A 23,622-nucleotide genomic window follows, 5' to 3' on the forward strand; every position below is an offset into this window, starting at 1 on the left:
GTGGTCAGGGGCAGGCTATTTTCATCGCTGTGGCCGGTGGGGAGAGCGTCGGGTGATCGCCGCAGCCGTTGCAGGGGTTAATCTTTTGGCGTGCTTATCGCTAGCGCAGGGGGCGCAATGCCCGGCGTATTCTGCTGCAGAAACTCGCTGAGCTGTTCATCGCTCAGCCGTTCGAGCAGCAACGCGGCCTGCTTGTGCCGCCGAGCAAGGTTGAGTAAGCGCAGATTATCCTCGTCGGTCAGTGCCAATAACGTCTTGATGCCTTCGCGGATCAGTGTATTCCTCAGTAACTCGATCTCTTTGCTGTTGAGCACGGCCATCATGTCGCAGATAAAACGGATATTGTCGCTATATGGCTGCGCAGGCGTTGCGTTATTGGTTTCTTTATTACACGCGTTATTACGCTCGATCGCCCCAAAAAGAATCCATTTTGCGTCTACCCGTTCGGCGTCGGCAATCTGTTTGACAATCCTGGGACGCGGGTGCGATTTTCTGGCGGTCAAATAGTTATTAAGCGTGGCGTATTTGATTCCCCAATCCTCTGCGGCCTGCCTTCTTGAGCGGGTCCCGATCAGCTGTAACAGTCGCTGCTGCAGGGTTTGCCCGCCGTCAGGGTGAAAACAAGGGTCATCCACCAGGCTATTCATTATTTACCATTCCTTTAATATTTGGGTTTTTATGGTTTGGTTTAATTTCCTGAACCATTGAGTCCAAGATGGAATTAATTTATTGACATAATTTCTTTTGGACTCTATTCTCTAATCTGCCGATAAAACATGCGTGGATTAGTTTTATTGCGAACTTTTTAGGGTAATCGAATGATGAACTGAAATAAAGCGCCCTGTATTATCCCGCAGCGCGGTATCGTCACGTCATCTGTTAAAACCAGCCTGGTTGTTGGTCGTGGTATTAATCAATTGCTATAAAATTGGCGTTATCTTCTTATGTGTGAACACCTAAGTTGCGCTTATCGATGATGCTGTCTACGGTGAATTAGTGTGCTATTTAATGATTAGGGCGAAAGTGAATACGTTGCTGTTTTTTTTGAGGATTAAATGGCGGTAATCAGCAGAGGGCAGATACGGCTGATGGCAACTGGCGCTATCAGCATCAAAGGAATAATGTGTTCGCTCTCCACAAGAAATTAATTAACTGAATAATTACTAATTAATGTATTCACGTAACAAATGGAATGGATGCGAAGGAAATGAAAAGAATAGGATTTTACGGTATTGCACTAGCGCTAGGGGCAGCCACAATGTTATTAAGTGGACAAGTGTATGCAGCGAATTGTTATTTACTTCAGTCTACAGTGACCGACAGCGTGAGTTCATTAGCCATAAAGGTACAGCGAGATGCGCCGGTCGGCACTATCCTCAGTGAGCAGAATGTGGGGCCTTGGACATGGGGGGTGGCTTATTGCAATGGAGCTGCACAAATATACCTTGCTATGAGCTATGCCGGAGGAATAACTGAAGGTAATAATATCTATCGCACTAACCTCCCTGGTGTGGGCGTCAGATTATCTTGGGGTAAAGTCCCTTTTACTAATCCTGCTAATCTAGGGGAGGGAATTTCAGGAGGATATCTTACCTCTAATATACACACTCTTCAGATTATAAAAACAGGACCTGTTACTTCTGGAACGCTTAACCCGGGGATGATTGGAAGATATTATGTAGTATCAAAACTAGATAATTCTTCCGCGGATGTTACGGTTATCAATATGGGTAGCGGTAACACCGTAACCCAACTGGCCTGCTCGTTGAACGCCTCCAATATTCAGGTGCCGCTGGGAGATGTGTTGGCAACCGAATTTACCGGCGTGGGGACGACGCTAAAACCCAAGGCGTTTAACGTCGGGCTGAACTGTGATGCCAATGCAAAAATCAACGTCTCGCTGGGTGGTACGCAAAATTCAGAGAGCAGCGATAGCAGTATCTTGCAGCTCACCAACGCCGGCAGCGCCGGGGTGGCCAAAGGAGTTGGCGTACAGCTGTTGTACAACAACACGCCGCTAAAACTCAACCAGCTACTGGCGTTGAAAACCTCGGCCGGTGGTCAGGAAACCTTCCCGTTTACCGCCCATTATTATCAGACCGCCGCAAATATCACCGCCGGCTCGGCCAATGCCACCGCCACGCTGAATATTTCTTATCAGTGATGGATATGTTGATAACCCATATTTAAAAGAGTATCAGCGAGTGTCTTATATACCCTTGGTGGCGATTGAGAGTTGATAACGTGGTATGTCTCGCTATCATGCGGGTAATTATATTATTAATCGAATGGATGCGAATAAAATGAAAAAACGATTCTTATATGGGGTTTCGCCAGCGCTTGGCATTATCGCCATGCTGGCTAGCAGTCAACTGTATGCCGACTGTATCCTCCGAGGGGAAACGGTAACAGGCACGGTGAGTTCTCTGGCGATGACGATACAGCGCGATGCGCCGGTGGGTAGCGTGCTGGGTGAGCAGGCACTTAATACCCTTGCTTATAAAGTGGCTTATTGCGCCGAACCTGCCAATATTTATAGATTAATCACTTATGCTGGCGGGGTTCCTGAGGGCAATAATGTCTATCGGACCAATCTGGCTGGCGTTGGTGTTAGAGTACTAAGTGGATCAATCTCTTTCAGCAATCCTCCTCATAAGGTCTTTATAACCGGTCCTGGTCTTTACACGTCACAAGAGGTAACCGTGCAGTTTGTTAAAACCGGGCCAATAACTGCCGGCGCTATTACGCCCGGGCCACTGGCCAAATATTATGTCGTATCAACTACGGATAACTCATCGGTAGATATTACACTTATCAATATGGGTAGCGGTAACACCGTAACCCAACTGGCCTGCTCGCTGAATGCTACCAATATTCAGGTGCCGCTGGGAGATGTGTTGGCAACCGAATTTACCGGCGTGGGGACGACGCTAAAACCCAAGGCGTTTAACGTCGGCTTAGCCTGTGATGCCAATGCAAAAATCAACGTCTCGCTGGGTGGTACGCAAAGTGTCGAGAGCAGCGATAGCAGTATCTTGCAGCTTACCAATGCCGGCAGTGACGGGGTGGCCAAAGGGGTTGGCGTACAGCTGTTGTACAATAATACGCCGCTAAAACTCAACCAGCTACTGGCGTTGAAAACCTCGGCCGGTGGTCAGGAAACCTTCCCGTTTACCGCCCATTATTATCAGACCGCCGCAAATATCACCGCCGGCTCGGCCAATGCCACCGCTACGCTGAATATTTCTTATCAGTGATGGAGATATAGAGGTAAGTGGCAGAGAAAGAGCGAGCAAGAGTTTTCTGCCAAGATAATACTAACGCTTATTTGAGGTTTGGAATTGAAGCGTCTCTTGGCAGTCATCACAGTAAATTAAAAAACCGCTATTACGGTTTTTTAGCGCCCTCACTTCACCCGCGGCTTATCAACCGGCGTTTTAAACTTCGCCAGATACTGCGGCTGGAAGATGCACATGCGCAGTACGGTGCGATATTCGCCATTGACGAAGAACTCGTCGATCAGCTCACCCTCGACCTCAAAGCCCAGTTTGCTGTAGATGTGGATCGCCTTCGGGTTTTCCTTGTCGACGATCAGGTACAGCTTGTACAGGTTCAGCACCGAAAAGCCATAATCCATCGCCAGTTTGGCGGCGGTGCTGGCGTAGCCTTTGCCCTGGTGCGCCGGATCGATGATGATCTGAAATTCCGCGCGGCGATGGATATGATCGATCTCCACCAGTTCTACCAGGCCGACTTTGGCTCCCTGGTGTTCAATGATAAAACGGCGCTCGCTTTGGTCGTGGATATGCTTGTCATACAGATCGGACAGTTCGACGAAGGCCTCGTAAGGCTCCTCGAACCAGTAGCGCATTACGCTGGCGTTGTTGTCCATCTGGTGGACGAACGTCAAATCATCCCGTTCCAATGGGCGCAATCGGACGCTGGCAGTGCTGGACATGTTGGTTCCTCTATGTCGGTTATCCCCGCGATAGCGCGAACCGCACGATTGTGGCTTTTACGCAACGCGAAGGATCGGGAATAAAAAGTGAAATCCTGCAAATTATAACTTGATGGGATGTATTGCGGCGAAAAAAAACGGCGCCTGCGTGGCGCCGTTGAGATGAGGTTCAGTTTGCGTGCTCAGTCCGCCGCGTGTCCCTGCTCTGGCAGGGGGTGGCCATCGAGCCAGGCTGCGCCGTCACGCATCGCCAGGCGCCCTTCGACAAACCAGTTGACCACCAGCGGATACAGGGTGTGTTCCTGCGCCTGCACGCGTTCCACCACCTCATCTTCCTCGTCGCCAGGGAAGATAGGCACCTTGGCCTGCAGAATTACCGGCCCGCCGTCGAGCTGCTCGGTAACGAAATGCACCGAGGTGCCATGTTCGCTATCACCGTTGTCGATCGCCTGACGATGGGTATGCAGGCCAGGGTACTTCGGCAGCAGGGAAGGGTGAATGTTCAACATCCGGCCAGCGTAGTGCTGCACGAACGCGGCGCTGAGAATACGCATGTAGCCGGCCAGCACCACCAGATCCGGCTGGTATTGGTCGATGGCCTGCGCCAGCGCGGCGTCGAACGCATCGCGATCGGCAAAGGATTTGGCATCCAGCGCATGGGCGGCAATGCCTGCCGCTTCGGCGCGCTGCAAGCCATAGGCCTGAGCCTTGTTGCTGAATACCGCCACGATCTCGGCGGCAACGCGGCCCTGCTGGCAGGCGTCAATCAACGCCTGGAGATTGCTCCCCTGACCGGAGATCAACACCACAATCTTTTTCATCACTGAATAACCACTTGCTGTTGGTCGGCGCTGGCGGTCAGTTTGCCAATCTTCCAGGCTTTTTCGCCAGCGGCGGTCAGCAAGGCGATAGCCGCTTCCACTTCGGCTTCCGGCAGGGCGATAAGCATGCCCACGCCGCAGTTGAAGGTGCGGTACATTTCATGACGGCTGACGTTACCGGCCTGTTGCAGCCAGTTGAATACCGCCGGCCACTGCCAGCTGGCTTCGTCGATCACCGCCTGCATGCCTTCTGGCAGCACGCGTGGAATGTTTTCCCAGAAGCCGCCGCCGGTCAGGTGAGCGATGGCATGAATATCGTGCTGTTCAATCAGTTGCAGTACTGATTTCACGTAAATTTTGGTCGGTGCCAACAGATGGTCGGCCAGCGGTTGGCCGTCGAGGTCGGTGGTCGTCGGATCGGTGTTGCTAACTTCCAGGATCTTGCGCACCAGCGAATAACCATTGGAGTGCGGGCCGGAAGCGCCCAGGGCAATCAACGCATCGCCGGCCTGAACTTTACTGCCGTCGATGATTTCCGACTTTTCTACCACACCGACGCAGAATCCGGCGACGTCATAGTCTTCGCCGTGGTACATGCCGGGCATTTCAGCGGTTTCACCGCCCACCAGCGCACAACCTGACTGTTTGCAGCCTTCGGCGATGCCGGTGATCACGCTGGCGGCGGTATCCACATCCAGCTTGCCGGTGGCGTAATAATCGAGGAAGAACAGCGGCTCTGCGCCTTGCACCACCAAATCGTTCACGCACATGGCGACCAGATCGATACCGATGGTGTCGTGGCGTTTCAGATCCATCGCCAGACGCAGCTTGGTGCCCACGCCGTCAGTACCGGAGACCAGGATCGGTTCGCGGTATTTTTGTGGTAATGCACACAGGGCGCCAAAACCGCCCAGACCACCCATCACTTCCGGGCGGCGGGTCTGTTTTACTACACCTTTGATGCGGTCTACCAATGCGTTGCCAGCATCGATATCGACACCTGCGTCTTTATAGCTGAGAGAGGTTTTGTCGGTCACTGCGCGATCCCCACGACGGTTTGCGGTTTGAAAACGGTGCTTCCGGCATTGATTCCGGAATAAGGCGCGGCAATTCTAACAGCGCAGGCAAACGTTTGCGAGTGGCTTGTGAGCTTGCTCTGATTTTTCGTCTTCTATAATCATTATCAATCTTTAGTTGATCTGGATCGGGCTATTGTTAGTGGCGTGCCCGCAAAAAGGAGGTATAATCCCGCGATTTTTTTGGCCGTCAACCACCTTAATAGGAGAAAAATGATGAAGATCGTTGAGGTGAAACACCCGCTGGTAAAACACAAGCTTGGTCTGATGCGCGAACACGATATCAGCACCAAACGCTTTCGTGAGCTGGCTTCTGAAGTGGGTAGTTTGCTGACCTATGAAGCGACCGCCGATCTGGAGACTGAAAAAGTCACTATTGAAGGCTGGTGTGGGCCGGTTGAAATCGAGCAGATTAAAGGGAAAAAGATCACCGTCGTGCCTATCCTGCGCGCCGGTCTCGGCATGATGGAAGGCGTGCTGGAACACGTGCCAAGCGCACGCATCAGCGTGGTCGGCGTCTATCGCGATGAAGAAACGCTGGAGCCGGTACCGTATTTCCAGAAGCTGGTCTCCAACATTGAAGAGCGCATGGCGCTGGTGGTTGACCCGATGCTGGCAACCGGTGGTTCGATGATCGCCACCATCGACCTGCTGAAGAAGGCCGGCTGCAACAGCATCAAGGTGCTGGTGCTGGTTGCCGCGCCGGAAGGCATCAAGGCGCTGGAAAAGGCGCACCCGGACGTTGAGCTGTACACCGCCTCGATCGATCAATGCCTGAACGAGAAGGGCTACATCGTGCCTGGTCTCGGCGACGCCGGCGACAAGATATTTGGTACCAAGTAAAATTTAGCTGACAAGCCGACTGTAATGAGTCGGTTTTTTTTGCATAAAATATTTATCCCCCAATAACTGCTGTTGCATCACGGCGGCAAGCGAGGCACTGCCGATCAACTGACGCCTGTCAGTGATGCACGCGTGCGCGCAGCCAACGGCAAGACAGCGGCAGGTATGACCGGGATAGCAGAGGAAAAACCGTATGACCCGTCGCGCCATTGGCGTCAGTGAACGCCCGCCGCTGCTTCAGACCATTCCACTCAGTTTCCAGCATCTGTTCGCGATGTTCGGTGCCACCGTGCTGGTACCGATCCTGTTCAAGATCAACCCGGCCACGGTGCTGTTGTTCAACGGCATTGGCACGCTGCTGTACCTGTTTATCTGCAAGGGTAAAATCCCGGCCTATCTGGGGTCGAGCTTCGCGTTTATCTCACCGGTGTTGTTACTGTTGCCGTTGGGCTATGAGGTGGCGCTCGGCGGTTTTATCATCTGCGGCGCGTTGTTCTGCCTGGTCGCGCTGATCGTCAAACAAGCCGGTACCGGCTGGCTCGACGTGATGTTCCCGCCGGCGGCGATGGGGGCGATTGTGGCGGTAATCGGTCTGGAACTGGCGGGCGTGGCGGCCAATATGGCCGGCCTGCTGCCGGCCGACGGTGCTGCGGTTGACGGCACCGCCGTGACCATTTCACTGGTCACGCTGGCGGTAACCGTTCTTGGCTCGGTGCTGTTCCGCGGTTTTCTGGCGATTATCCCGATCCTGATTGGGGTGCTGGTGGGCTACGCGCTGTCATTCTTTATGGGCGTGGTCGATCTGACGCCGATTCGTGAAGCGCACTGGTTTGCGCTACCAACCTTTTACACCCCGCGCTTTGAGTGGTTTGCCATCTTCACCATCCTGCCCGCGGCGCTGGTGGTGATTGCCGAACACGTTGGCCACCTGGTGGTGACGGCAAATATTGTCAAAAAAGATTTGCTGCGCGATCCCGGCCTGCATCGTTCGATGTTCGCCAACGGTGTGTCGACCATGTTCTCCGGTTTTTTCGGTTCGACGCCGAACACCACCTACGGTGAAAACATTGGCGTGATGGCGATTACCAAGGTTTACAGTACCTGGGTGATCGGCGGCGCGGCGGTGCTGGCTATTCTGTTGTCCTGCGTTGGTAAACTGGCGGCGGCGATTCAGGCGGTGCCGGTGCCGGTGATGGGCGGCGTCTCGCTGTTGCTGTACGGCGTAATTGGCGCATCCGGTATTCGCGTGCTGATTGAATCCAAAGTGGATTATAACAAGGCGCAGAACCTGATTTTGACCTCGGTGATCCTGATCATCGGCGTCAGCGGGGCGAAGGTGCATATTGGCGCAGCCGAACTGAAAGGCATGGCGCTGGCGACCGTGGTCGGCATCGGTCTAAGCCTGCTGTTCAAGCTCATTAGCCTGTGGCGCAAGGAAGAAGAGGTGATTGACGTCGTGGAAGAGCGCGTCGATCAAAAATAACGTGCGGGTTATTGGCCAGTAAAAAGGGCGGCTTTGCCGCCCTTTTCGCTATTTGCCGTAGGCCGATTACGGGTTGGTTGCCGGGGCTGGCTGTGGTTCAGCCGGAGTAGTGGCGGCATCCGCCTGGTTTTGGGCGTCTTGCACTTTATTATCCATGCTTTGCTTGATTTCAGCCGTTTTGGCCTTGGCCTGCTCGGTCAGATCGTTTGCGCCGCTGATGGCGTCGTTTTTAATATTTTTAGCCTGCTCAACCAGTTGCTGGCTTTGCTGGTCCGCTTCCTGCTTGATGGCTTCGGCCTTGGCTTTGGCATCGCCGGTCAGCACATCCGCCTGTTTGGTGGCGTCGTCCTTCAGCGAGGAAGCCTGGTCTTTTAAGCGATCGGCCTGTGCGGATGCCTGTTGCTTGATCTCTTCCGCTTTGGCTTTCGCGCTGTCGGTCAACTGCTCGGCCTTCTTGTCTGCGGCGTCTTTCAGCTGTTCGGCGCTGTTTTTTGCCTTGTCCAGGTTAGCGTCTACTTTGGAGGCATCATCGCAGCCGGCGACCAGTAAGCCGATGACCGAGGCCAACAATACTTTATTCCATGATTTCATTGTTTACGTCCTTTCGGTAACCCAAATAGTGGAAATTGCAGTTTGCCTATCCATACTAGGACAGGTTGTAGCAAAAATACAAACCCGCCCGATGGAACATTGTCGGCGCCCAGCCGCCGCCAAACGGCGATCGTGCGCTGATGCCGCTCACTATTGCGGCATAAAATCCTGCCGGTTCAACAGTCGCCGTTTTCTGTGTTAGACTGATGCCGTTTTCCTGCCAGTTTTGGTTGAGGTGCTTCTGAATACGCCGGCACAGCTTTCACTGCCACTTTATCTTCCCGACGATGAAACGTTCGCCAGTTTTTATCCGGGGGAGAACCCATCCCTATTAGCTGCGATCCAGTCTGCCGTTGTTCAGGAACATGGCAGTTATATCTATTTCTGGTCGCGCGAAGGTGGTGGGCGCAGCCATTTGCTGCACGCCGCCTGCGCCGAGCTGTCGCAACGCGGCGAAGCGGTCGGCTATGTGCCCTTGGATAAACGCGCCTATTTTGTGCCGGAAGTGCTGGATGGCATGGAGCAGTTGGCGCTGGTGTGCATTGATAACATTGAATGCATCGCCGGCGATGAAGCCTGGGAAATGGCCATTTTCAACCTGTACAACCGCATTCTGGAAACCGGTCGCACGCGGCTGTTCATTACCGGCGATCGCCCGCCGCGCCAGCTGAATCTGCAATTGCCGGATCTGGCGTCTCGCCTTGACTGGGGGCAGATCTACAAGCTGCAACCGCTGTCCGATACGGAAAAACTGCTGGCGCTGCAATTGCGTGCCAAACTGCGTGGTTTTGAACTGCCGGAAGACGTGGGGCGTTTTTTGCTCAAGCGGCTGGATCGTGAAATGCGCACATTGTTCATGACGCTGGATCAGCTTGACCGCGCGTCGATCACCGCACAGCGCAAGCTGACTATTCCGTTTGTGAAGGAAATTCTCGGCTTATAAGGATCCAGCTGCGCGGATCCCGGGGGTTACAGAATCTCCAGCACTTGCTCCGGCGGGCGCCCGATACGCGCCTGATGGCCGTTCACCACGATCGGCCGCTCGATCAGTTTTGGATTGTCCACCATCGCTTGCAGCAGCTGCTGTTCGCTCAGCCCCGCATCCGCCAGCTGCAATTGCTTATATAAATCTTCTTTTTTACGCATCAGCTCGCGTGCCGAGCTGAAGCCCAGCTGGTGCAGCAACTGTTGCAACTGTGCCACCGACGGTGGGCTATCCAGATACGGTACCACCTTGGGCTGGAGGCCTTGCTGTTCCAGCAATGCCAGGGTTTCGCGGCTTTTGGAGCAGCGAGGGTTATGGTAAATCGTGACGTCTTTCATCGAGTTTCCTTGTTAAATCAACTGCGCTGATATTGGCGGAAGCGCTGCTGCAACTGGCGCAACTGATCGATGCGCGCGTCATAACGCGCCTGTTTCAGGCTACCGAGTTTTTGCAGTGAACTGGCGTTGCTGAGCAGGCTGATGGATTGATCCAGCCGCCCGGCCAGCGCCAGGCTTTCGGCGCGTGCCGACAGTTCTTCGTCACGCAGCCCTTGTGCCGCGCTGGCCTGCGCCAACAGATCCCAGCCGTTCGGATCGTCCGGGTGGGCAAAAGTATAACGGTTGAGAATTTTTGACGCCTGCGCCGGCTGGTTGCCTTCGACGTAGGCGTTGGCCAGGTTGAGCTGCAACACCGGATTATTGCTTTGCGCCGCGTTGGCGGCCTGCAGGCGTGCAATGGCCTGCGATGCCCGTTTCTGGCCGAGATCGATGTCGGTCATCAGATCGAGGAACCAGACGTTATTGCTGTCCTTGGCCAGCAGCGGCGCAATGATATTGCGTGCGTTGTCGTACTTCTTCGCTTCGTAAAACAGGATTGCACGGCCGTATTTGGCGGCGATTTGCTGGCGCACGTTACCCTTGGCATAGCTGTCCAGCAGATCTTCCCTCAGCCCGTAGCCGACGCTGCTGTACATGCCTAACGCACGAACCTTGGCCATATAGTAATCCTCGGTGGATTGCGTGATATGGCGTGGCATCTGGTTGGCGCGGTTGCGGGCATCGGACAGGCGGCTGTCAGGCAAGGGGTGGGTCAGCAGCATCTCCGGCGGCTTGGAGGCATAGCGCGCCTGATCGGCCAGTTTTTGCAGGAAACTCGGCATCGCCTCCGGATCGAAGCCGGCGCGTTGCAGCACCTGAATACCGATGCGATCGGCCTCCTGCTCGTTGGACTGGGTGAAGCTGATCATGCCTTGCTGGGTGCCGGCCATGGTGCCACTCAGCGCGGCCATGCCCATCGTCGGGTTGGCCATCGCCAACAGGATCGAGCCAAGCGCGCCGACCCAGGTCAACGGGGCATTGCGTTGCTGGTCTTCCATCGCGCGTGCCAGGTGGCGTTGGGTGACGTGTGAAATTTCGTGCGCCAGCACCGACGCCAGCTGGCTCTCGTTGTCGGTTTCCCGGAACAGGGCCGAATGCAGCACCACGTTGCCGCCGAAGAAGGCAAAGGCGTTGATTTCGTCGTTACGCACCAGGAAGAAATGGAACGGCGTGCGCACCGAGTAGGCGCTTGCCACCAGCCGGTTGCCCAACTGATTGATGTAGGTGTTCAGCAGCGGGTCGTTGATCAGCGGCGTGCTGGCGCGCAATTGGCGCACGTAAAAATCGCCCATCGCCAATTCCTGACCGATGCTTAAGGTCCCGCCGGCGGTGGTGCCCATATCCGGCAGTTGATCCTGCGTTTCCGCACTGACAGGCGCCACCGCAGTGGAACTGAGCGTGCCGAGTAACAGAAACGCAATCGCTGTTTTGGTCAACCGGGTGGTCATAGTCAGGGGTATCCCTCGTGATGTGGTAGTAACTAGGACGCCTATCGCCGATAAGAGTTCTTCTTCCGTGCCGGACTCTCCAGTACAATCAGCCCGAAGGTGCGCTGGTTCACAAAAATGCCGTTTACGCACCGTGGGACAGACCCATCACATCATAGTCAGCCGTGAGCCACAATGAAACTTTTGCCCAGGGATTTTCGGGCTAAAATTGTGTTAAAACAAATAACAATGTTATCCCGCTGGGCCGCCAGGGAAAGGTGGACAACGATCCTCATTCATGGAATCAAGGAGCACTCTCTGATGTTGGAGATGTTATTACAGTGGTACCGTCGTCGTTTTACCGACCCGCAGGCCATCGCGCTGTTGGTGATTCTGCTGGCCGGGTTCTGCATTCTCTACTTTTTTCACGGCATCCTGACGCCACTGCTGGTGGCGATCGTACTGGCCTACCTGCTGGAATGGCCGACCGCGCGTCTGCAGCGCATAGGGTGCTCACGCACCTGGGCAGCCAGCATGGTACTGGTGGTATTTGGCGGTATCGCCATGCTGCTGGTGTTGGTGGTGGCGCCGACCGCCTGGCAGCAGGGCATCAACCTGATGACCGATCTGCCGGGGATGGTTAACCAGTTCTACAACTATGCCGCCACCTTGCCGAAGCGTTATCCGGCGCTGGTGGATGCCGGCATTATCGACATGATGGCAGAAAACCTCCGCGCGCGGCTTTCCGGACTGGGCGAGTCGGTGGTGAAGTTTTCGCTGGCGTCGCTGGTGGGGCTTTTGACGCTGGCCATCTACCTGATCCTGGTGCCGCTGATGGCGTTCTTCCTGCTCAAGGACAAGGAACAGATGCTGAACGCGGTGCGCCGGGTGCTGCCACGTAACCGTGGGCTGGCCGGTCAGGTGTGGATCGAGATGAATCAGCAGATCACCAATTATATCCGTGGCAAAGTGCTGGAAATGGTGATTGTCGGCGTTGCCACCTATCTGGTGTTTATCATTCTGGATATGCGCTATTCGCTGCTGTTGGCGGTGTTGGTCGGGTTCTCGGTACTTATCCCCTATATCGGTGCGGTGCTGGTAACCATTCCGGTGGTGGTGGTAGCGATGTTCCAATGGGGCGTCGGTGCGGATTTCTGGACGCTGATCGTCGCCTATCTGGTGGTGCAGGGGCTGGACGGCAATCTGCTGGTGCCGATTCTGTTCTCGGAAGCCGTTAACCTGCACCCGCTGGTGATTATCCTGTCGGTGATCGTTTTTGGCGGACTGTGGGGGTTCTGGGGCGTGTTCTTTGCCATTCCGCTGGCAACGCTGGTGAAGGCGGTGGTGCACGCCTGGCCGGACGATATGCTGGTTGATATGGAAAAAGAGTGAGTTGAAGCAATAAAAAAACCACCTCAAGCGAGGTGGTTGCGGATTTTCGACCGGCGACGACTCAGTGTGCTTGCAGGTAGCTCAGCACGATGTCGTGGTGATTGGTGGTTTTGAAATCATCAAACACCTTTTCAACCTGGCCGTTGGCGTCAATCAGGAAACTGATGCGATGGATGCCGTCATAGGTCTTGCCCATGAAGGTTTTCTCGCCCCAGACGCCGAACTGCTGTGCTACCTGATGATCCTCATCGGACAGCAACGTGAAGTTAAGCAACTCTTTCTCGACAAAACGGGACAGTTTTTCCGGTTTGTCGGTGCTGATGCCAAGCACTTCGACACCGGCCTTTTTCAATTCGTCCATATTGTCCCGCAGGCCGCAGGCTTGCACGGTGCAGCCCGGCGTCATTGCCTTGGGATAAAAATAAACCAACACTCGCTGTCCCTGGAAGTCGGCCAAACTAATTTCCTCGCCGTCCTGGTCGAGCAAACTAAATTTCGGCGCTGTATCACCGGCTTTCAATGGGCTCATCACTACTCTCCATCTTTCTCGTCATGCTGTGGATAGTTCACAACGCTAATACTGCCTTGCGCATTCAATTCTGTACATAGGCGATGAAAGGCTTGCTCAATATTTGATGCCGCCTGGTTGCCGGAGCTGTGTGCGGTGATCTGAATATAAAGCTGTGGCGACAGGTCGTCATCGACCGGCTGGGTGCGTGACACCAATTCGGCGATGTTCATCTGGCTGGTGTCGAACAGATCGGTAAAACGCTCGATGATATGCGGGGAGTCCTTGACTTCGACCTGCACCCACACGGTGGCCGGCATTGGCGGCCGTTCGTGTGAATTTGTGCGTTTCATCACAATCAGCAGATCGAGCTCGGCGCCTTTTTGCGGCAGCGTGGATTCGATCAGCGTGATGGCGTTCCAACTGCCGGACAGCAGCATGATAAAGGTGAACTCTTCGCCCAACATGGCCAGACGGCTATCTTCAATATTGCACCCGCAGCTGCTGACGTGGCGAGTGATGGTGTTGACGATACCGGGGCGGTCTGCGCCGAGCGCGGTAATCACCAGATAGTGTTCATCTGACATGGAGGTTCCTGCATACTAAAAGGGTATATCAAGGTAAACATAAAAAAAACCGCCTGCCAAGCGCTTACAACACCGTTGTTTGCTTGCTTTTGGATAGGCAGCAAAAGTACCATGAGTGACTTGTTTGTGGAGGGGACGGCCAATGTTTACGGGAAGTATAGTTGCACTGGTTACGCCGATGGACGCCAAAGGCGCAGTCGATCGTGCGAGCCTAAAAAAACTGATTGATTATCATGTTGCCAGCGGAACCTCGGCAATCGTATCCGTAGGCACCACTGGCGAATCCGCAACGCTTGCCCATGATGAGCATGTGGACGTGGTATTGCAGACGCTGGAACTGGCCGATGGCCGTATTCCGGTGATTGCCGGCACCGGCGCCAACGCCACCGCCGAAGCGATTTCATTGACCGAACGTTTTAACCATAGCGGCGTCGCGGGTTGCCTGACGGTCACGCCTTACTACAATAAACCGACCCAGGAAGGGCTGTATCAGCACTTCAAGGCTATCGCCGACAGCACCGATCTGCCGCAGATTCTGTACAACGTGCCTTCGCGCACCGGCTGTGACATGCTGCCGCCGGTGATTGCGCGCCTGGCCAAAATCAAAAATATTGTCGCCGTTAAAGAAGCAACGGGGAACTTAAGTCGTGTTAGCCAGATCCAAGTGCTGGTTGATGATGAAGACTTCATCCTGCTGAGCGGCGACGACGCCAGCGGTCTGGACTTTATGCAACTGGGTGGCAAAGGGGTCATTTCCGTTACCGCCAACGTGGCGGCGCGCGAAATGGCGCAGCTTTGCCAACTGGCGGCGCAGGGCAATTTCGCCGAAGCACGCCGACTAAATCAGCGCTTGATGCCGTTGCATCAGGATTTGTTTGTAGAAGCAAACCCAATTCCGGTGAAATGGGCCTGCAAGGCATTGGGATTGATGGCAACCGATACGCTGCGTCTGCCAATGACGCCGCTGACCGACGCCGCCCGCCCGGTGGTGGAGCGCGCGTTGAAAAGCGCCGGTTTGCTGTAACTCTAAGGGAAATTTGATGGCTTATTCATTGCAAAAGTCGACGGTAGCAAAAGTCGTTGGGATCTCGCTGGTAATGATGCTGGCGGCTTGTTCCAGCGATCAGCGTTACAAACGCCAGGTGAGCGGCGACGAGGCTTATCTTGACGCAGCGCCGCTGAAGTCGCTGAACGCGCCGGCCGGCATGATTTTGCCGATTCAGAATGGTAACTACGACGTTCCTCCGGTTGCCGCCAAAGGCGCCTACGGCAAGCAGTTGGACATTCGTCCGCCGGTGCAGCCACTGGCGTTGCTGAGCGGTTCACGCGCACAATACGCCGGCGACAGCGGCACGCTGCTGCTGGAAAACAGCCCGCAGAACCAGAACCTGTGGTCGCGGGTGGTCAGCATGCTGCAGGCCAAGAACATTCCAATCGCTTCACGCCAGGACGCCGGTCAGAGCCTGACCACCGACTGGGTGAAGTGGAACCGTCTGGATGAAGACAACCAGTATGAAGGTCGCTATCAGATCAGCGTACAGCAGCAGGGCTATCAGCAGGCGCTGATCGTCAAATCGGTCGGCCTGCAGCAGCAGGGCAAAACCGAACCGGTGACCGACGCCTCGGAAATCCAGCGCTACAACGGCATGATGATGAATACCATCACCGAAGGCCTGGACAAGCAGGACAACCTGGCGAGCAACCAGAACGCCAACCGTTTTGGCGCGCTTGACGTGCAGAGCGGTGCAGACGATACCGGCCTGCCGGTGCTGATCGTGCGTGCGCCTTACACCGTGGTGTGGGATCGCCTGCCGCCGGCGATGGAAAAACTGGGGATGAACGTGGGTGACCGCAGCCGTCCGCAGGGCACCGTCGCAGTGACCTATAAACCGCTGAGCAGCGGTGATTGGGATGCCCTGGGCGTGAAGGATCCGGAGCTGTCCGCCGGGGACTACAAATTGCAGGTCGGTGATTTGAACAACCGTACCAGCCTGCAATTCATCGACTCGAAAGGCAAGCCGCTGACCCAGTCGCAGAACGACGCTCTGGTCGCGGCCTTCCAGGCAGCGTTCAGTCAGACCAGCGCAAAATAACGCAAAAGGGGCTTCGGCCCCTTTTTGTTTTACGAATACGGTATCGTTTGCGTGGCAGGTTTGGCACAATATATCCATGCGTGTGGTTAAAGAATCAGTGGTATCAATTTTATCCTCAAGAGATTTCAAGCAACGGCCAACGGCGCCATGGTTTGAAAGATGAAGGGGATTCTTTTATTGGAGTCAGAAGATGCAAAAAATAGCTGAGCTGTATCGCGGAAAGGCGAAAACCGTCTACACCACCGAAAACCCCGATCTGCTGGTGTTGGAGTTCCGCAACGATACGTCAGCACTGGATGGTCAGCGCATTGAACAGTTCGATCGCAAGGGGATGGTGAACAACAAATTCAACCACTTCATCATGAGCAAGCTGGAAGAAGCCGGCATCCCGACGCAAATGGAACGCCTGCTGTCTGACAACGAAGTGCTGGTCAAGAAGCTGGACATGGTGCCGGTCGAATGCGTGATCCGCAACCGCGCTGCCGGTTCGCTGGTGAAGCGCCTGGGCATTGAAGAAGGCCTGGAGCTGAATCCGCCGCTGTTCGATCTGTTCTTGAAGAACGACGCGATGCACGATCCGATGGTAAACGAATCCTATTGCGAAACCTTCGGCTGGGTTGGCAAAGAGCACCTGGCGCGTATGCGCGAGCTGAGCTATCAGGCCAACGCAGTGCTGAGTAAGCTGTTTGACGACGCAGGGCTGATCCTGGTGGACTTTAAACTGGAGTTCGGTCTGTTCAACGGTGAAGTGGTGCTGGGCGATGAGTTCTCGCCGGACGGCAGCCGCCTGTGGGACAAGAATACCCTCGATAAAATGGACAAAGACCGTTTCCGCCAGAGCCTGGGCGGGCTGATTGAAGCCTACGAAGAAGTGGCGCGCCGCATCGGCGTGAAACTGGACTAAACCCCGCGCATTTCCGGGGCGGCCTTGCTGCTCGCCCCGTCATTTTTTCATTTCCAGCAAATTTCTGCCTTTCCTCCGCCAACAAGCATTTATAATGGCAATCAGTGGGCGAGTTTCCTACGATTATTAAAAACCTACACTGGAGTTTATTTATGCGTTGGCAAGGGCGTCGAGAAAGTGACAATGTTGAGGATCGTCGCGGGCAGTCTTCAGGTTTGGGTGGCGGTGGTTTCCGGCCGCCGATTCGCGGCAAGGGCGGTATTGTGCTGCTGGTGGTGGTGCTGGTCGCAGGCTATTACGGCATCGACCTGTCGCCGCTGCTGACCGGTGGCGACGTCTCTACCACCCAGCAGCAGAGCGCCAGCATCAGCCCCAAGGATGACGAACTGGCGAAGTTTACCTCGGTGGTGCTGGCTTCCACCGAAGACAATTGGAATGAAGTCTTCCAGCGGATGGGGAAAACCTATCAAGCGCCGAAGCTGGTGATGTATCGCGGTGTGACGCGTACCAGCTGCGGCACCGGCCAGTCGGCGATGGGACCGTTCTACTGCCCGGGCGACAAAACGGTGTATATCGATCTGTCGTTCTATCAGGACATGAAAGACAAGCTGGGTGCCGGCGGTGACTTTGCACAGGCTTACGTGGTGGCGCACGAAGTGGGGCATCACGTACAGAACCTGTTGGGCATCGAACCGAAAGTACGTCAGATGCAGCAGGGTGCCAGCCAGGTGGAAGTTAACCGTCTGTCGGTGAAAATGGAGCTGCAGGCAGACTGTTTTGCCGGCGTATGGGGTAAATATGCCGAGAAGCAGCAAATGTTGGAAGAAGGCGACCTGAAAGAGGCGCTGAACGCCGCGCAGGCGATCGGCGACGATCGGTTGCAACAGCAAGGCCAGGGCCGCGTGGTGCCGGACAGCTTTACCCACGGCACCTCCGAACAGCGCTACACCTGGTTCAAACAGGGTTTTGACAGCGGCGATCCAAACACCTGCAATACCTTCGCCTCGCGTTAAAACTGCCGGCATGCCGGTGGCGGTACGGGCAATGATCCCCGTCGTCTGACGAACCCGTCGGCGGGGGCGTAACTGCCGTCACCGTGATGCAATATCCCTTTGCCGGATGCGCTGACGGCGACGCGTTCGCCGAGCTTGCTGAATGCGGGGCTGGAAAAATGATGTTACAGACAACGCAACGGTTGATGCAGCAACAGGGTATCCGTCGACTGCTGGTAGTGAGCGGCGACGCGCCGTGGTGCCGACAGCAGGCGCAACAGCTGGTGGCCAGCCTGCCAGGAGATTGGCCGTGGGTGGGTGATGACGTGCCGCACGGCATGGCGGCACTCTCTGGCGGTGCGGTACGCGCTCTGCTCGGGCAAGAGCGGCTGCATGCGGTGTTTGATGCCGCCAATGGACTGGACGTCGAGGCGCTGGCGCAGCTCGCCGGCGTATTGCAGGCTGGCAGCTGGTTAATCTTGCTGACGCCGCCATCGAGCCTGTGGCCGCAGCGGACGGATGCCGACAGCCTGCGCTGGAGCGATTGCCCACAACCTATTGCCACGCCGAACTTTATTCATCACCTACAACAGCAACTGGCGGCCGACGCCGAAGTCAGCCACTGGCGACAGGGGCACTCACCGCAGTTTGCCGCGCTACCGCCGCGAGCGGTCTGGCAGGCGCCGGACGGCGCACCAACCGCCGAACAGCAGACGCTGCTGGCGCAATTACTCGCCGCCGAGGCCGGCATCTGGGTGCTGACTGCGCCACGCGGCCGCGGTAAATCCACGCTGGCCGGTATGCTGGTCGCGCATTCACCGCTCAATTGCTGGATCACCGGCCCCAGCCGAGCCGCCACCGAGGTCGCCAGCCACTGGGCGCAGGGGCAGGCGCAGTTCTGGGCGCCGGATGCCCTGTTGGCGCACTGTCGCGAACAGGGGGCGCCGCACGTCGATTGGTTGCTGGTAGATGAAGCGGCGGCGATCCCCGGCCCGCTGTTGCAACAGTTGGTCAGTTATTTCCCACGTGTGTTGTTAACCACTACCGTTCAGGGCTACGAGGGCACCGGGCGTGGCTTTTTGCTGAAGTTCTGCGCGTCTCTGCCGCAATGGCAAGCGCTGACGCTCAGCCAGCCGATGCGTTGGGCGGCAGGCGATCCGCTGGAGCGACTGATTGATAACGCCTTGCTGTTTCACGAACTGCCGGCCTGGTCAGCGCCGGAGCACACGCCGGTTTTACGCATGTTGGATCAGCCGCAGCTGTGTGCCGATGCGCGATTGCTACGCCGTTTTTACGCGCTGCTCAGCAGTGCGCATTATCGAACCTCGCCGCTCGATCTGCGTCGATTGATGGACGCGCCAGGGATGCATTTCAGCGCGGCATTGTTGGCAGATGAGGTGGTGGGGGCGCTGTGGCTAGTGGACGAAGGCGGTTCGAGCAGTGCGCTGGCACACGATGTGTGGGCCGGACGACGACGGCCGCGCGGTAATCTGGTGGCGCAATCACTGGCGGCGCACAGCGGCCAGTGGTGGGCGCCGACGCTGCGCGCCCGCCGCATCAGCCGCATTGCGGTACTGCCCGAGCTGCGGCGGCAGGGCATCGCGCGCCAGCTGATTGAACAGCAGCGCCAGCAGGCGCAGGGACTGGATTATCTCTCCGTCAGTTTTGGCTATACCGAGCCACTGTGGCGTTTCTGGCGCGCCTGCGGCTTCGAGCTGGTACGCATCGGCAGCCAGCGCGAGGCCAGCAGCGGCTGCTACAGCGCGATGGCGCTACTGCCACTCAGCGAGCAGGGCGAAGCGCTGTGCCATGCGGCTCACAAGCATTTAACTCGTGACTGGCGCTGGCTGCGGCAGCGCATCGATCTGGCTCTGGACATACCCGGTGACGACGGCGACCCGTTGCTTGACGAAGCCGACTGGCGCGAACTGGCGGGTTTTGCCTTCGCCCACCGTCCGTTAGAGGCCAGCCTGGGCGCCTTGCAGCGTTTATTGCTGGCCAGTTGTCTGCCATTGCCGGCGCTGCGTATGCATCTGCAACGGCAACTGACGGTGGCACAATGCGTGGCACAGGCCGGCGTCAGCGGTCAGAAGGCGTTGCTGCGCCAATGGCGGCAGGAAGCCGGGCAGGGGCTTGAGCATCTACAGCCGCAGCATTGCCGCCAATGGCGCGATTGGGCGCAGACCTCTCCCGCCGAGTCATTGCAATAAATGGAAAGAGTTGTTCAATAAAACCCGATTTTCCCGTTCTCTGTACGGCGTATAGTAATGACAGGTGCCGGGGCAGCCCGGCGTATTCGCGCAACCAGGGAGTCTGTAATGAAACACGCACATTTCGTTGTCCAAAGCCCTGCAACGCCGGCTGAGCAATTATTTTTGCTGTTTCATGGCGTGGGCGATAATCCGGTCGCGATGGGTGAGATCGGCAGCTATTTTGCCAAATCGTTTCCCAACGCGCTGGTAGTGAGCATCGGTGGACCACTGCCGTTTGGCAACGGTTCCGGTCGCCAGTGGTTTTCCGTGCAGGACATCACGGAAGAAAACCGCGTCGCACGCATTGCGCAGGTGATGCCGAATTTTGTTCAAACGGTGCGCTATTGGCAGCAACAGAGCGGCATCGGTCATGCGGGCACCGCGCTGGTCGGGTTTTCGCAGGGGGCTATCATGGCGCTGGAGGCGTTGAAAGTCGAGGCGCAGCTGGCAGGACGCGTGGTGGCGTTCAGCGGGCGTTTTGCGCGTCTGCCTGAAGGGGATTTTGGCGACAGCGTGGTGCATTTGATTCACGGCCAGGATGACGCGACCATCGCCGTCGGGCATGCACAGGCCGCGGCTGAACGTATGCAGGCTAACGGCGTGGATTTCACGCTGGACGTAGAGCCGGGCGTCGGCCACGGTATCAATCAGGGTATGATGGACAACGCGTTGGAGCGTTTGCACTTCTACGTGCCGCAGCGCTATTGGGATGAAGCGCTGTTGGGTCGGCGCGGCGATCTGATTGCCTTTAAATAAACCTCAGGGCGCATAATGCGCCCTGAGACTATTTCTTTTTCTTTGGCCAGTCGTCTTCGTCATCCCACTGCGCATTATTATCGCGGTGCGGCGGCAATTCCGGCTTGTCGGCCAGGTATTTCTTTACGTCAACGCGACGCAATTCCTTAATCCCGCTGACAATCATGCCAACCAGAATCAGCAAGATAATCCACCAGTAATCCGCTAACCATTCCATACTTACACCTTTCCTTCAGGGGAGATAAAACGCGAAAAAATCGCCGGTAAATGGCGTTCAAGCCATTCAGCACCGGCAACCTCCCTATCTTGCCAGGCCGCCAACAGCAGCGCCGGCGTCAGCAGATGTTCGGCTTCCTGTGCCAGCGGTCGATAGCTTAAATGCCAGGGTTCCACCGCAACGCCGTCACCGTCTTCGGTGAACGGGCGATAAAAACCGAACTCGGCCATATGCGCGCTCAGCCATTGATTAAGCCGATGAAAATAGCCGCCTTGTTCATATTCCCACGGTTCCAGCTGGAGTTTTTTTCCCGGCGGCAACAGCGTCGGATCGTATACGTCCAGATCGCTGCCCCAGTGGTGGCGGCTGGCACCCGGCAATGCCGACCAGCGTAAAATCGCTTCACAGCGCTCGGCGGGCGACAGGGGAGCGACGCTGATCGGTTGGCTATTCCTATCTAATACTGGGCGCTCGCCGCAATATTTGCCATTCCAGATCGCCAGTTGCCGATCGAAGTCACGAAAGGTGCTGGCCGGCTGCAAGTCAAAACCGGCCCGTTGCGCGGCCTGCTGCATGGCCACAAACGCCGTGACCGCCTGCGGTTGCAGACGGTGATTGCCGACCAGCGGCGCCAGGTGCGCGGTTGAACGGCCGGTAAGCATCTCGGCGGTGATCATGCGACCAGTTGCTCCATAATGCGTTGATACATCCGGCTCAGCAGTTGCAGATCGGCAGCGTTGACGCATTCATTGACTTTATGAATAGTGGCGTTGACTGGCCCCAGTTCTACCACCTGTGCGCCCATCTGGGCGATAAAGCGCCCGTCGGACGTGCCACCGGTGGTCAGCAACTGCGGCGTGAGCTCCGCGTAGTGTTCAACCGCGTTGACGACCGCATCTACCAACGCACCGCGTGGCGTCAGGAATGGTTGGCCGGACAGCCGCCAGTCGATGCTGTAGTTCAACTGATGCCGTTCCAGCAACTCTTCCACTCGCTGTTTGATCAGCGTATCGGTCAGTTCGGTGCTGAAGCGGAAGTTAAACTGCACGAACAGTTCGCCGGGAATCACGTTGTTGCTGCCGGTACCGGCCTGCACGTTGGCAATCTGCAGGCTGGTCGGCGGGAAGAATTCGTTGCCGCGATCCCACTCGGTCGCCACCAGTTCGTTCAGTGCCGGCATGGCGCGGTGCACCGGGTTGTCGGCCAGATGCGGGTAGGCGACGTGGCCCTGAATGCCATGGATATGCAAATTGGCGGTGATCGAACCGCGACGGCCGTTCTTCGCCACATCGCCGACGCGATCGGTGCTGGAAGGCTCGCCCACCAGGCAATAATCCAGGCGTTCGTTGCGCGCCATCAGCGCTTCCACCACTTTGACGGTACCGTGCGTGGCGCTGGCTTCCTCATCGGAGGTAATCAGAAACGCCAACCGGCCCTGGTGATTAGGGTGAGCGGCGACAAAGCGTTCCGCTGCCACTACCATTGCCGCCAGCGAACCTTTCATGTCTGCCGCGCCGCGGCCATACAGCATGCCGTCGCGGATGGTCGGTTCAAATGGCGGGTTGTCCCAGCGTTTTTCATCGCCGCTTGGCACCACATCGGTATGGCCGGCGAACGCCAGCGTTTGGCCTTCGCCGCGCCAGGCCCAGAAGTTTTGCGTGTCTTCAATGTCCATCGGTTCGATGGTGAAGCCGATGGCCTTGAGGCGTTCAATCATGATGGCCTGGCAACCTTCGTCGTGCGGGCTCAGAGAAGGGCGCTTGATTAGCTGTTGCGCCAGTTCGATTACGGGGCAAATCATGCGCTTACCTCGGAAATGAATTGCTGATAGCCGTCGGCGCTAAAGCCGAGCAGGGCGTGGCCACGACCGTCGTCGAGCAGCGGACGCTTGATGATCGCCGGTTGGGCCAGCATCAGCGCAATCGCCGCGTCGGCGTTGTCGCAGGCGTTGCGTTCGGCCTCGTCCAGCTTGCGCCAGGTGGTGCCGCGAGTATTCAGCAGCGGCTGCCAGCCCAGTTGTTCGACAAAACCGCGCAGTTGCCCTTCGTTCAGCCCGTCTGCCCGGTAGTCATGAAATTGATAGGCCACGCCCTGTTCTTCCAGCCAGCGACGCGCTTTTTTGATGGTGTCACAATTTTTGATGCCGTACATGGTCAACGTCATGGAGTTAAAACCTTTTCTGCCACGAAACACCGAGGGTTAACCGGTGGTAAACCGCCTGCGGCGGCGTAATGAGAGCCAGCGTTCAGCATGCCGAAAAACGGCGATGAGTTCCACCGTACAATGGTCCTAAAGCGCGGGATGGGCGAAAAAAACGCGCATCCCGCCCAATGGATCACCGGGTCAGGCGTTCGCCACAC

General features: G+C 56.4%; 25 protein-coding genes and 1 pseudogene. 13 read left to right on the top strand and 13 right to left on the bottom strand.

The features are described from left to right. Positions 1-77 precede the first annotated feature (77 nt). Positions 78-647, bottom strand: coding sequence for a hypothetical protein (locus AC2AXP_RS17860; RefSeq protein WP_430299825.1), 570 nt, complete (start codon positions 645-647; stop codon positions 78-80). A 611-nt stretch (positions 648-1,258) separates the two neighbouring features. Here AC2AXP_RS17860 and AC2AXP_RS17865 point away from each other — a divergent pair. The 3 genes and pseudogenes from AC2AXP_RS17865 to AC2AXP_RS17875 all read left to right on the top strand — a co-directional run. Continuing rightward, positions 1,259-1,675: pseudogene (locus AC2AXP_RS17865) on the top strand (hypothetical protein); the annotation flags it as partial. A gap of 51 nt (positions 1,676-1,726) precedes the next feature. Beyond that, positions 1,727-2,164, top strand: a complete 438-nt coding sequence (locus AC2AXP_RS17870) for a fimbrial protein (protein WP_371902137.1) — start codon at positions 1,727-1,729, stop codon at positions 2,162-2,164. A gap of 85 nt (positions 2,165-2,249) precedes the next feature. Further along, positions 2,250-3,257: a fimbrial protein gene (locus AC2AXP_RS17875; protein WP_484381848.1), complete on the top strand. Its 1,008-nt coding sequence runs from the start codon at positions 2,250-2,252 to the stop codon at positions 3,255-3,257. A gap of 149 nt (positions 3,258-3,406) precedes the next feature. Here AC2AXP_RS17875 and speG read toward each other — a convergent pair whose 3' ends face one another. The 3 genes from speG to purM form a co-directional block, all read right to left on the bottom strand. Beyond that, positions 3,407-3,958, bottom strand: a complete 552-nt coding sequence (gene speG / locus AC2AXP_RS17880) for a spermidine N1-acetyltransferase (protein WP_484381849.1) — start codon at positions 3,956-3,958, stop codon at positions 3,407-3,409. A gap of 182 nt (positions 3,959-4,140) precedes the next feature. After that, the gene (gene purN, locus AC2AXP_RS17885; protein WP_198773640.1) at positions 4,141-4,779 is read right to left on the bottom strand and encodes a phosphoribosylglycinamide formyltransferase; all 639 of its coding nucleotides are present in this window, start codon (positions 4,777-4,779) and stop codon (positions 4,141-4,143) included. After that, positions 4,779-5,816: a phosphoribosylformylglycinamidine cyclo-ligase gene (gene purM / locus AC2AXP_RS17890; protein WP_004959945.1), complete on the bottom strand. Its 1,038-nt coding sequence runs from the start codon at positions 5,814-5,816 to the stop codon at positions 4,779-4,781. Before purM ends, purN begins: the two co-directional genes overlap by 1 nt. Positions 5,817-6,071: 255 nt before the next feature. On the opposite strand from purM, the gene upp reads away from it, so the two are divergent. Then, positions 6,072-6,698, top strand: coding sequence for a uracil phosphoribosyltransferase (gene upp, locus AC2AXP_RS17895; RefSeq protein WP_039991849.1), 627 nt, complete (start codon positions 6,072-6,074; stop codon positions 6,696-6,698). Positions 6,699-6,891: 193 nt separating this feature from the next. Next, positions 6,892-8,181, top strand: coding sequence for a uracil permease (gene uraA, locus AC2AXP_RS17900; RefSeq protein WP_004959950.1), 1,290 nt, complete (start codon positions 6,892-6,894; stop codon positions 8,179-8,181). 66 nt (positions 8,182-8,247) lie between these two features. Here uraA and AC2AXP_RS17905 read toward each other — a convergent pair whose 3' ends face one another. Beyond that, complete coding sequence (locus AC2AXP_RS17905) at positions 8,248-8,772, bottom strand: E3 ubiquitin--protein ligase (protein ID WP_273870325.1); 525 nt, start codon at positions 8,770-8,772, stop codon at positions 8,248-8,250. Between the two features lie 235 nt (positions 8,773-9,007). On the opposite strand from AC2AXP_RS17905, the gene hda reads away from it, so the two are divergent. Further along, a complete protein-coding gene (gene hda, locus AC2AXP_RS17910; RefSeq protein WP_039992615.1) occupies positions 9,008-9,715 on the top strand; it encodes a DnaA inactivator Hda in 708 nt (235 codons plus the stop codon). A gap of 26 nt (positions 9,716-9,741) precedes the next feature. Here hda and arsC read toward each other — a convergent pair whose 3' ends face one another. Both arsC and bepA read right to left on the bottom strand, forming a co-directional pair. Then, positions 9,742-10,095, bottom strand: a complete 354-nt coding sequence (arsC, locus tag AC2AXP_RS17915; RefSeq protein WP_198773642.1) for an arsenate reductase (glutaredoxin) — start codon at positions 10,093-10,095, stop codon at positions 9,742-9,744. Between the two features lie 17 nt (positions 10,096-10,112). Then, positions 10,113-11,582, bottom strand: a complete 1,470-nt coding sequence (gene bepA, locus AC2AXP_RS17920) for a beta-barrel assembly-enhancing protease (RefSeq protein WP_004959964.1) — start codon at positions 11,580-11,582, stop codon at positions 10,113-10,115. 300 nt (positions 11,583-11,882) lie between these two features. Between bepA and AC2AXP_RS17925 the strand changes: the two genes are divergently transcribed. Next, the gene (locus tag AC2AXP_RS17925; RefSeq protein ID WP_039991850.1) at positions 11,883-12,953 is read left to right on the top strand and encodes an AI-2E family transporter; all 1,071 of its coding nucleotides are present in this window, start codon (positions 11,883-11,885) and stop codon (positions 12,951-12,953) included. A 61-nt stretch (positions 12,954-13,014) separates the two neighbouring features. Here AC2AXP_RS17925 and bcp read toward each other — a convergent pair whose 3' ends face one another. Next, positions 13,015-13,482, bottom strand: a complete 468-nt coding sequence (bcp, locus tag AC2AXP_RS17930) for a thioredoxin-dependent thiol peroxidase (RefSeq protein WP_004959970.1) — start codon at positions 13,480-13,482, stop codon at positions 13,015-13,017. 2 nt (positions 13,483-13,484) lie between these two features. Beyond that, entirely contained in the window at positions 13,485-14,048 is a 564-nt protein-coding gene (locus AC2AXP_RS17935; protein ID WP_004959973.1) for a glycine cleavage system transcriptional repressor, read from the bottom strand. Between the two features lie 142 nt (positions 14,049-14,190). Between AC2AXP_RS17935 and dapA the strand changes: the two genes are divergently transcribed. The 6 genes from dapA to ypfH all read left to right on the top strand — a co-directional run bounded on the left by dapA (position 14,191) and on the right by ypfH (position 21,045). Beyond that, on the top strand, positions 14,191-15,072 hold the full coding sequence (gene dapA / locus AC2AXP_RS17940) for a 4-hydroxy-tetrahydrodipicolinate synthase (protein WP_259004707.1): 882 nt from the start codon (positions 14,191-14,193) through the stop codon (positions 15,070-15,072). Positions 15,073-15,088: 16 nt separating this feature from the next. Beyond that, a complete protein-coding gene (gene bamC / locus AC2AXP_RS17945; RefSeq protein ID WP_004959979.1) occupies positions 15,089-16,141 on the top strand; it encodes an outer membrane protein assembly factor BamC in 1,053 nt (350 codons plus the stop codon). Positions 16,142-16,331: 190 nt separating this feature from the next. Beyond that, on the top strand, positions 16,332-17,045 hold the full coding sequence (gene purC / locus AC2AXP_RS17950) for a phosphoribosylaminoimidazolesuccinocarboxamide synthase (protein WP_004959981.1): 714 nt from the start codon (positions 16,332-16,334) through the stop codon (positions 17,043-17,045). 152 nt (positions 17,046-17,197) lie between these two features. Next, the gene (gene ypfJ / locus AC2AXP_RS17955; protein ID WP_004959984.1) at positions 17,198-18,058 is read left to right on the top strand and encodes a KPN_02809 family neutral zinc metallopeptidase; all 861 of its coding nucleotides are present in this window, start codon (positions 17,198-17,200) and stop codon (positions 18,056-18,058) included. 161 nt (positions 18,059-18,219) lie between these two features. Continuing rightward, positions 18,220-20,247: a tRNA(Met) cytidine acetyltransferase TmcA gene (locus tag AC2AXP_RS17960; RefSeq protein ID WP_484381853.1), complete on the top strand. Its 2,028-nt coding sequence runs from the start codon at positions 18,220-18,222 to the stop codon at positions 20,245-20,247. A 108-nt stretch (positions 20,248-20,355) separates the two neighbouring features. Continuing rightward, positions 20,356-21,045, top strand: coding sequence for an esterase (ypfH, locus tag AC2AXP_RS17965; protein WP_198773643.1), 690 nt, complete (start codon positions 20,356-20,358; stop codon positions 21,043-21,045). A 28-nt stretch (positions 21,046-21,073) separates the two neighbouring features. Here the strand turns inward: ypfH and AC2AXP_RS17970 are convergent, their stop codons facing one another. The 4 genes from AC2AXP_RS17970 to AC2AXP_RS17985 are packed head-to-tail and all read right to left on the bottom strand — an operon-like array spanning position 21,074 to position 23,425. Further along, entirely contained in the window at positions 21,074-21,262 is a 189-nt protein-coding gene (locus AC2AXP_RS17970) for a YpfN family protein (RefSeq protein WP_004959994.1), read from the bottom strand. Positions 21,263-21,264: 2 nt separating this feature from the next. Further along, the gene (locus AC2AXP_RS17975) at positions 21,265-21,939 is read right to left on the bottom strand and encodes a M15 family metallopeptidase (protein WP_198773644.1); all 675 of its coding nucleotides are present in this window, start codon (positions 21,937-21,939) and stop codon (positions 21,265-21,267) included. Then, entirely contained in the window at positions 21,936-23,063 is a 1,128-nt protein-coding gene (gene dapE / locus AC2AXP_RS17980; protein ID WP_430299835.1) for a succinyl-diaminopimelate desuccinylase, read from the bottom strand. Before dapE ends, AC2AXP_RS17975 begins: the two co-directional genes overlap by 4 nt. Beyond that, positions 23,060-23,425 (bottom strand): ArsC family reductase, encoded by a 366-nt coding sequence (locus tag AC2AXP_RS17985; protein WP_004960002.1) that lies wholly within the window; start codon positions 23,423-23,425, stop codon positions 23,060-23,062. The genes dapE and AC2AXP_RS17985 overlap by 4 nt, the downstream gene beginning before the upstream one ends. Positions 23,426-23,622: the final 197 nt, after the last annotated feature.

This window comes from Serratia sp. Sp408, assembly GCF_057180665.1.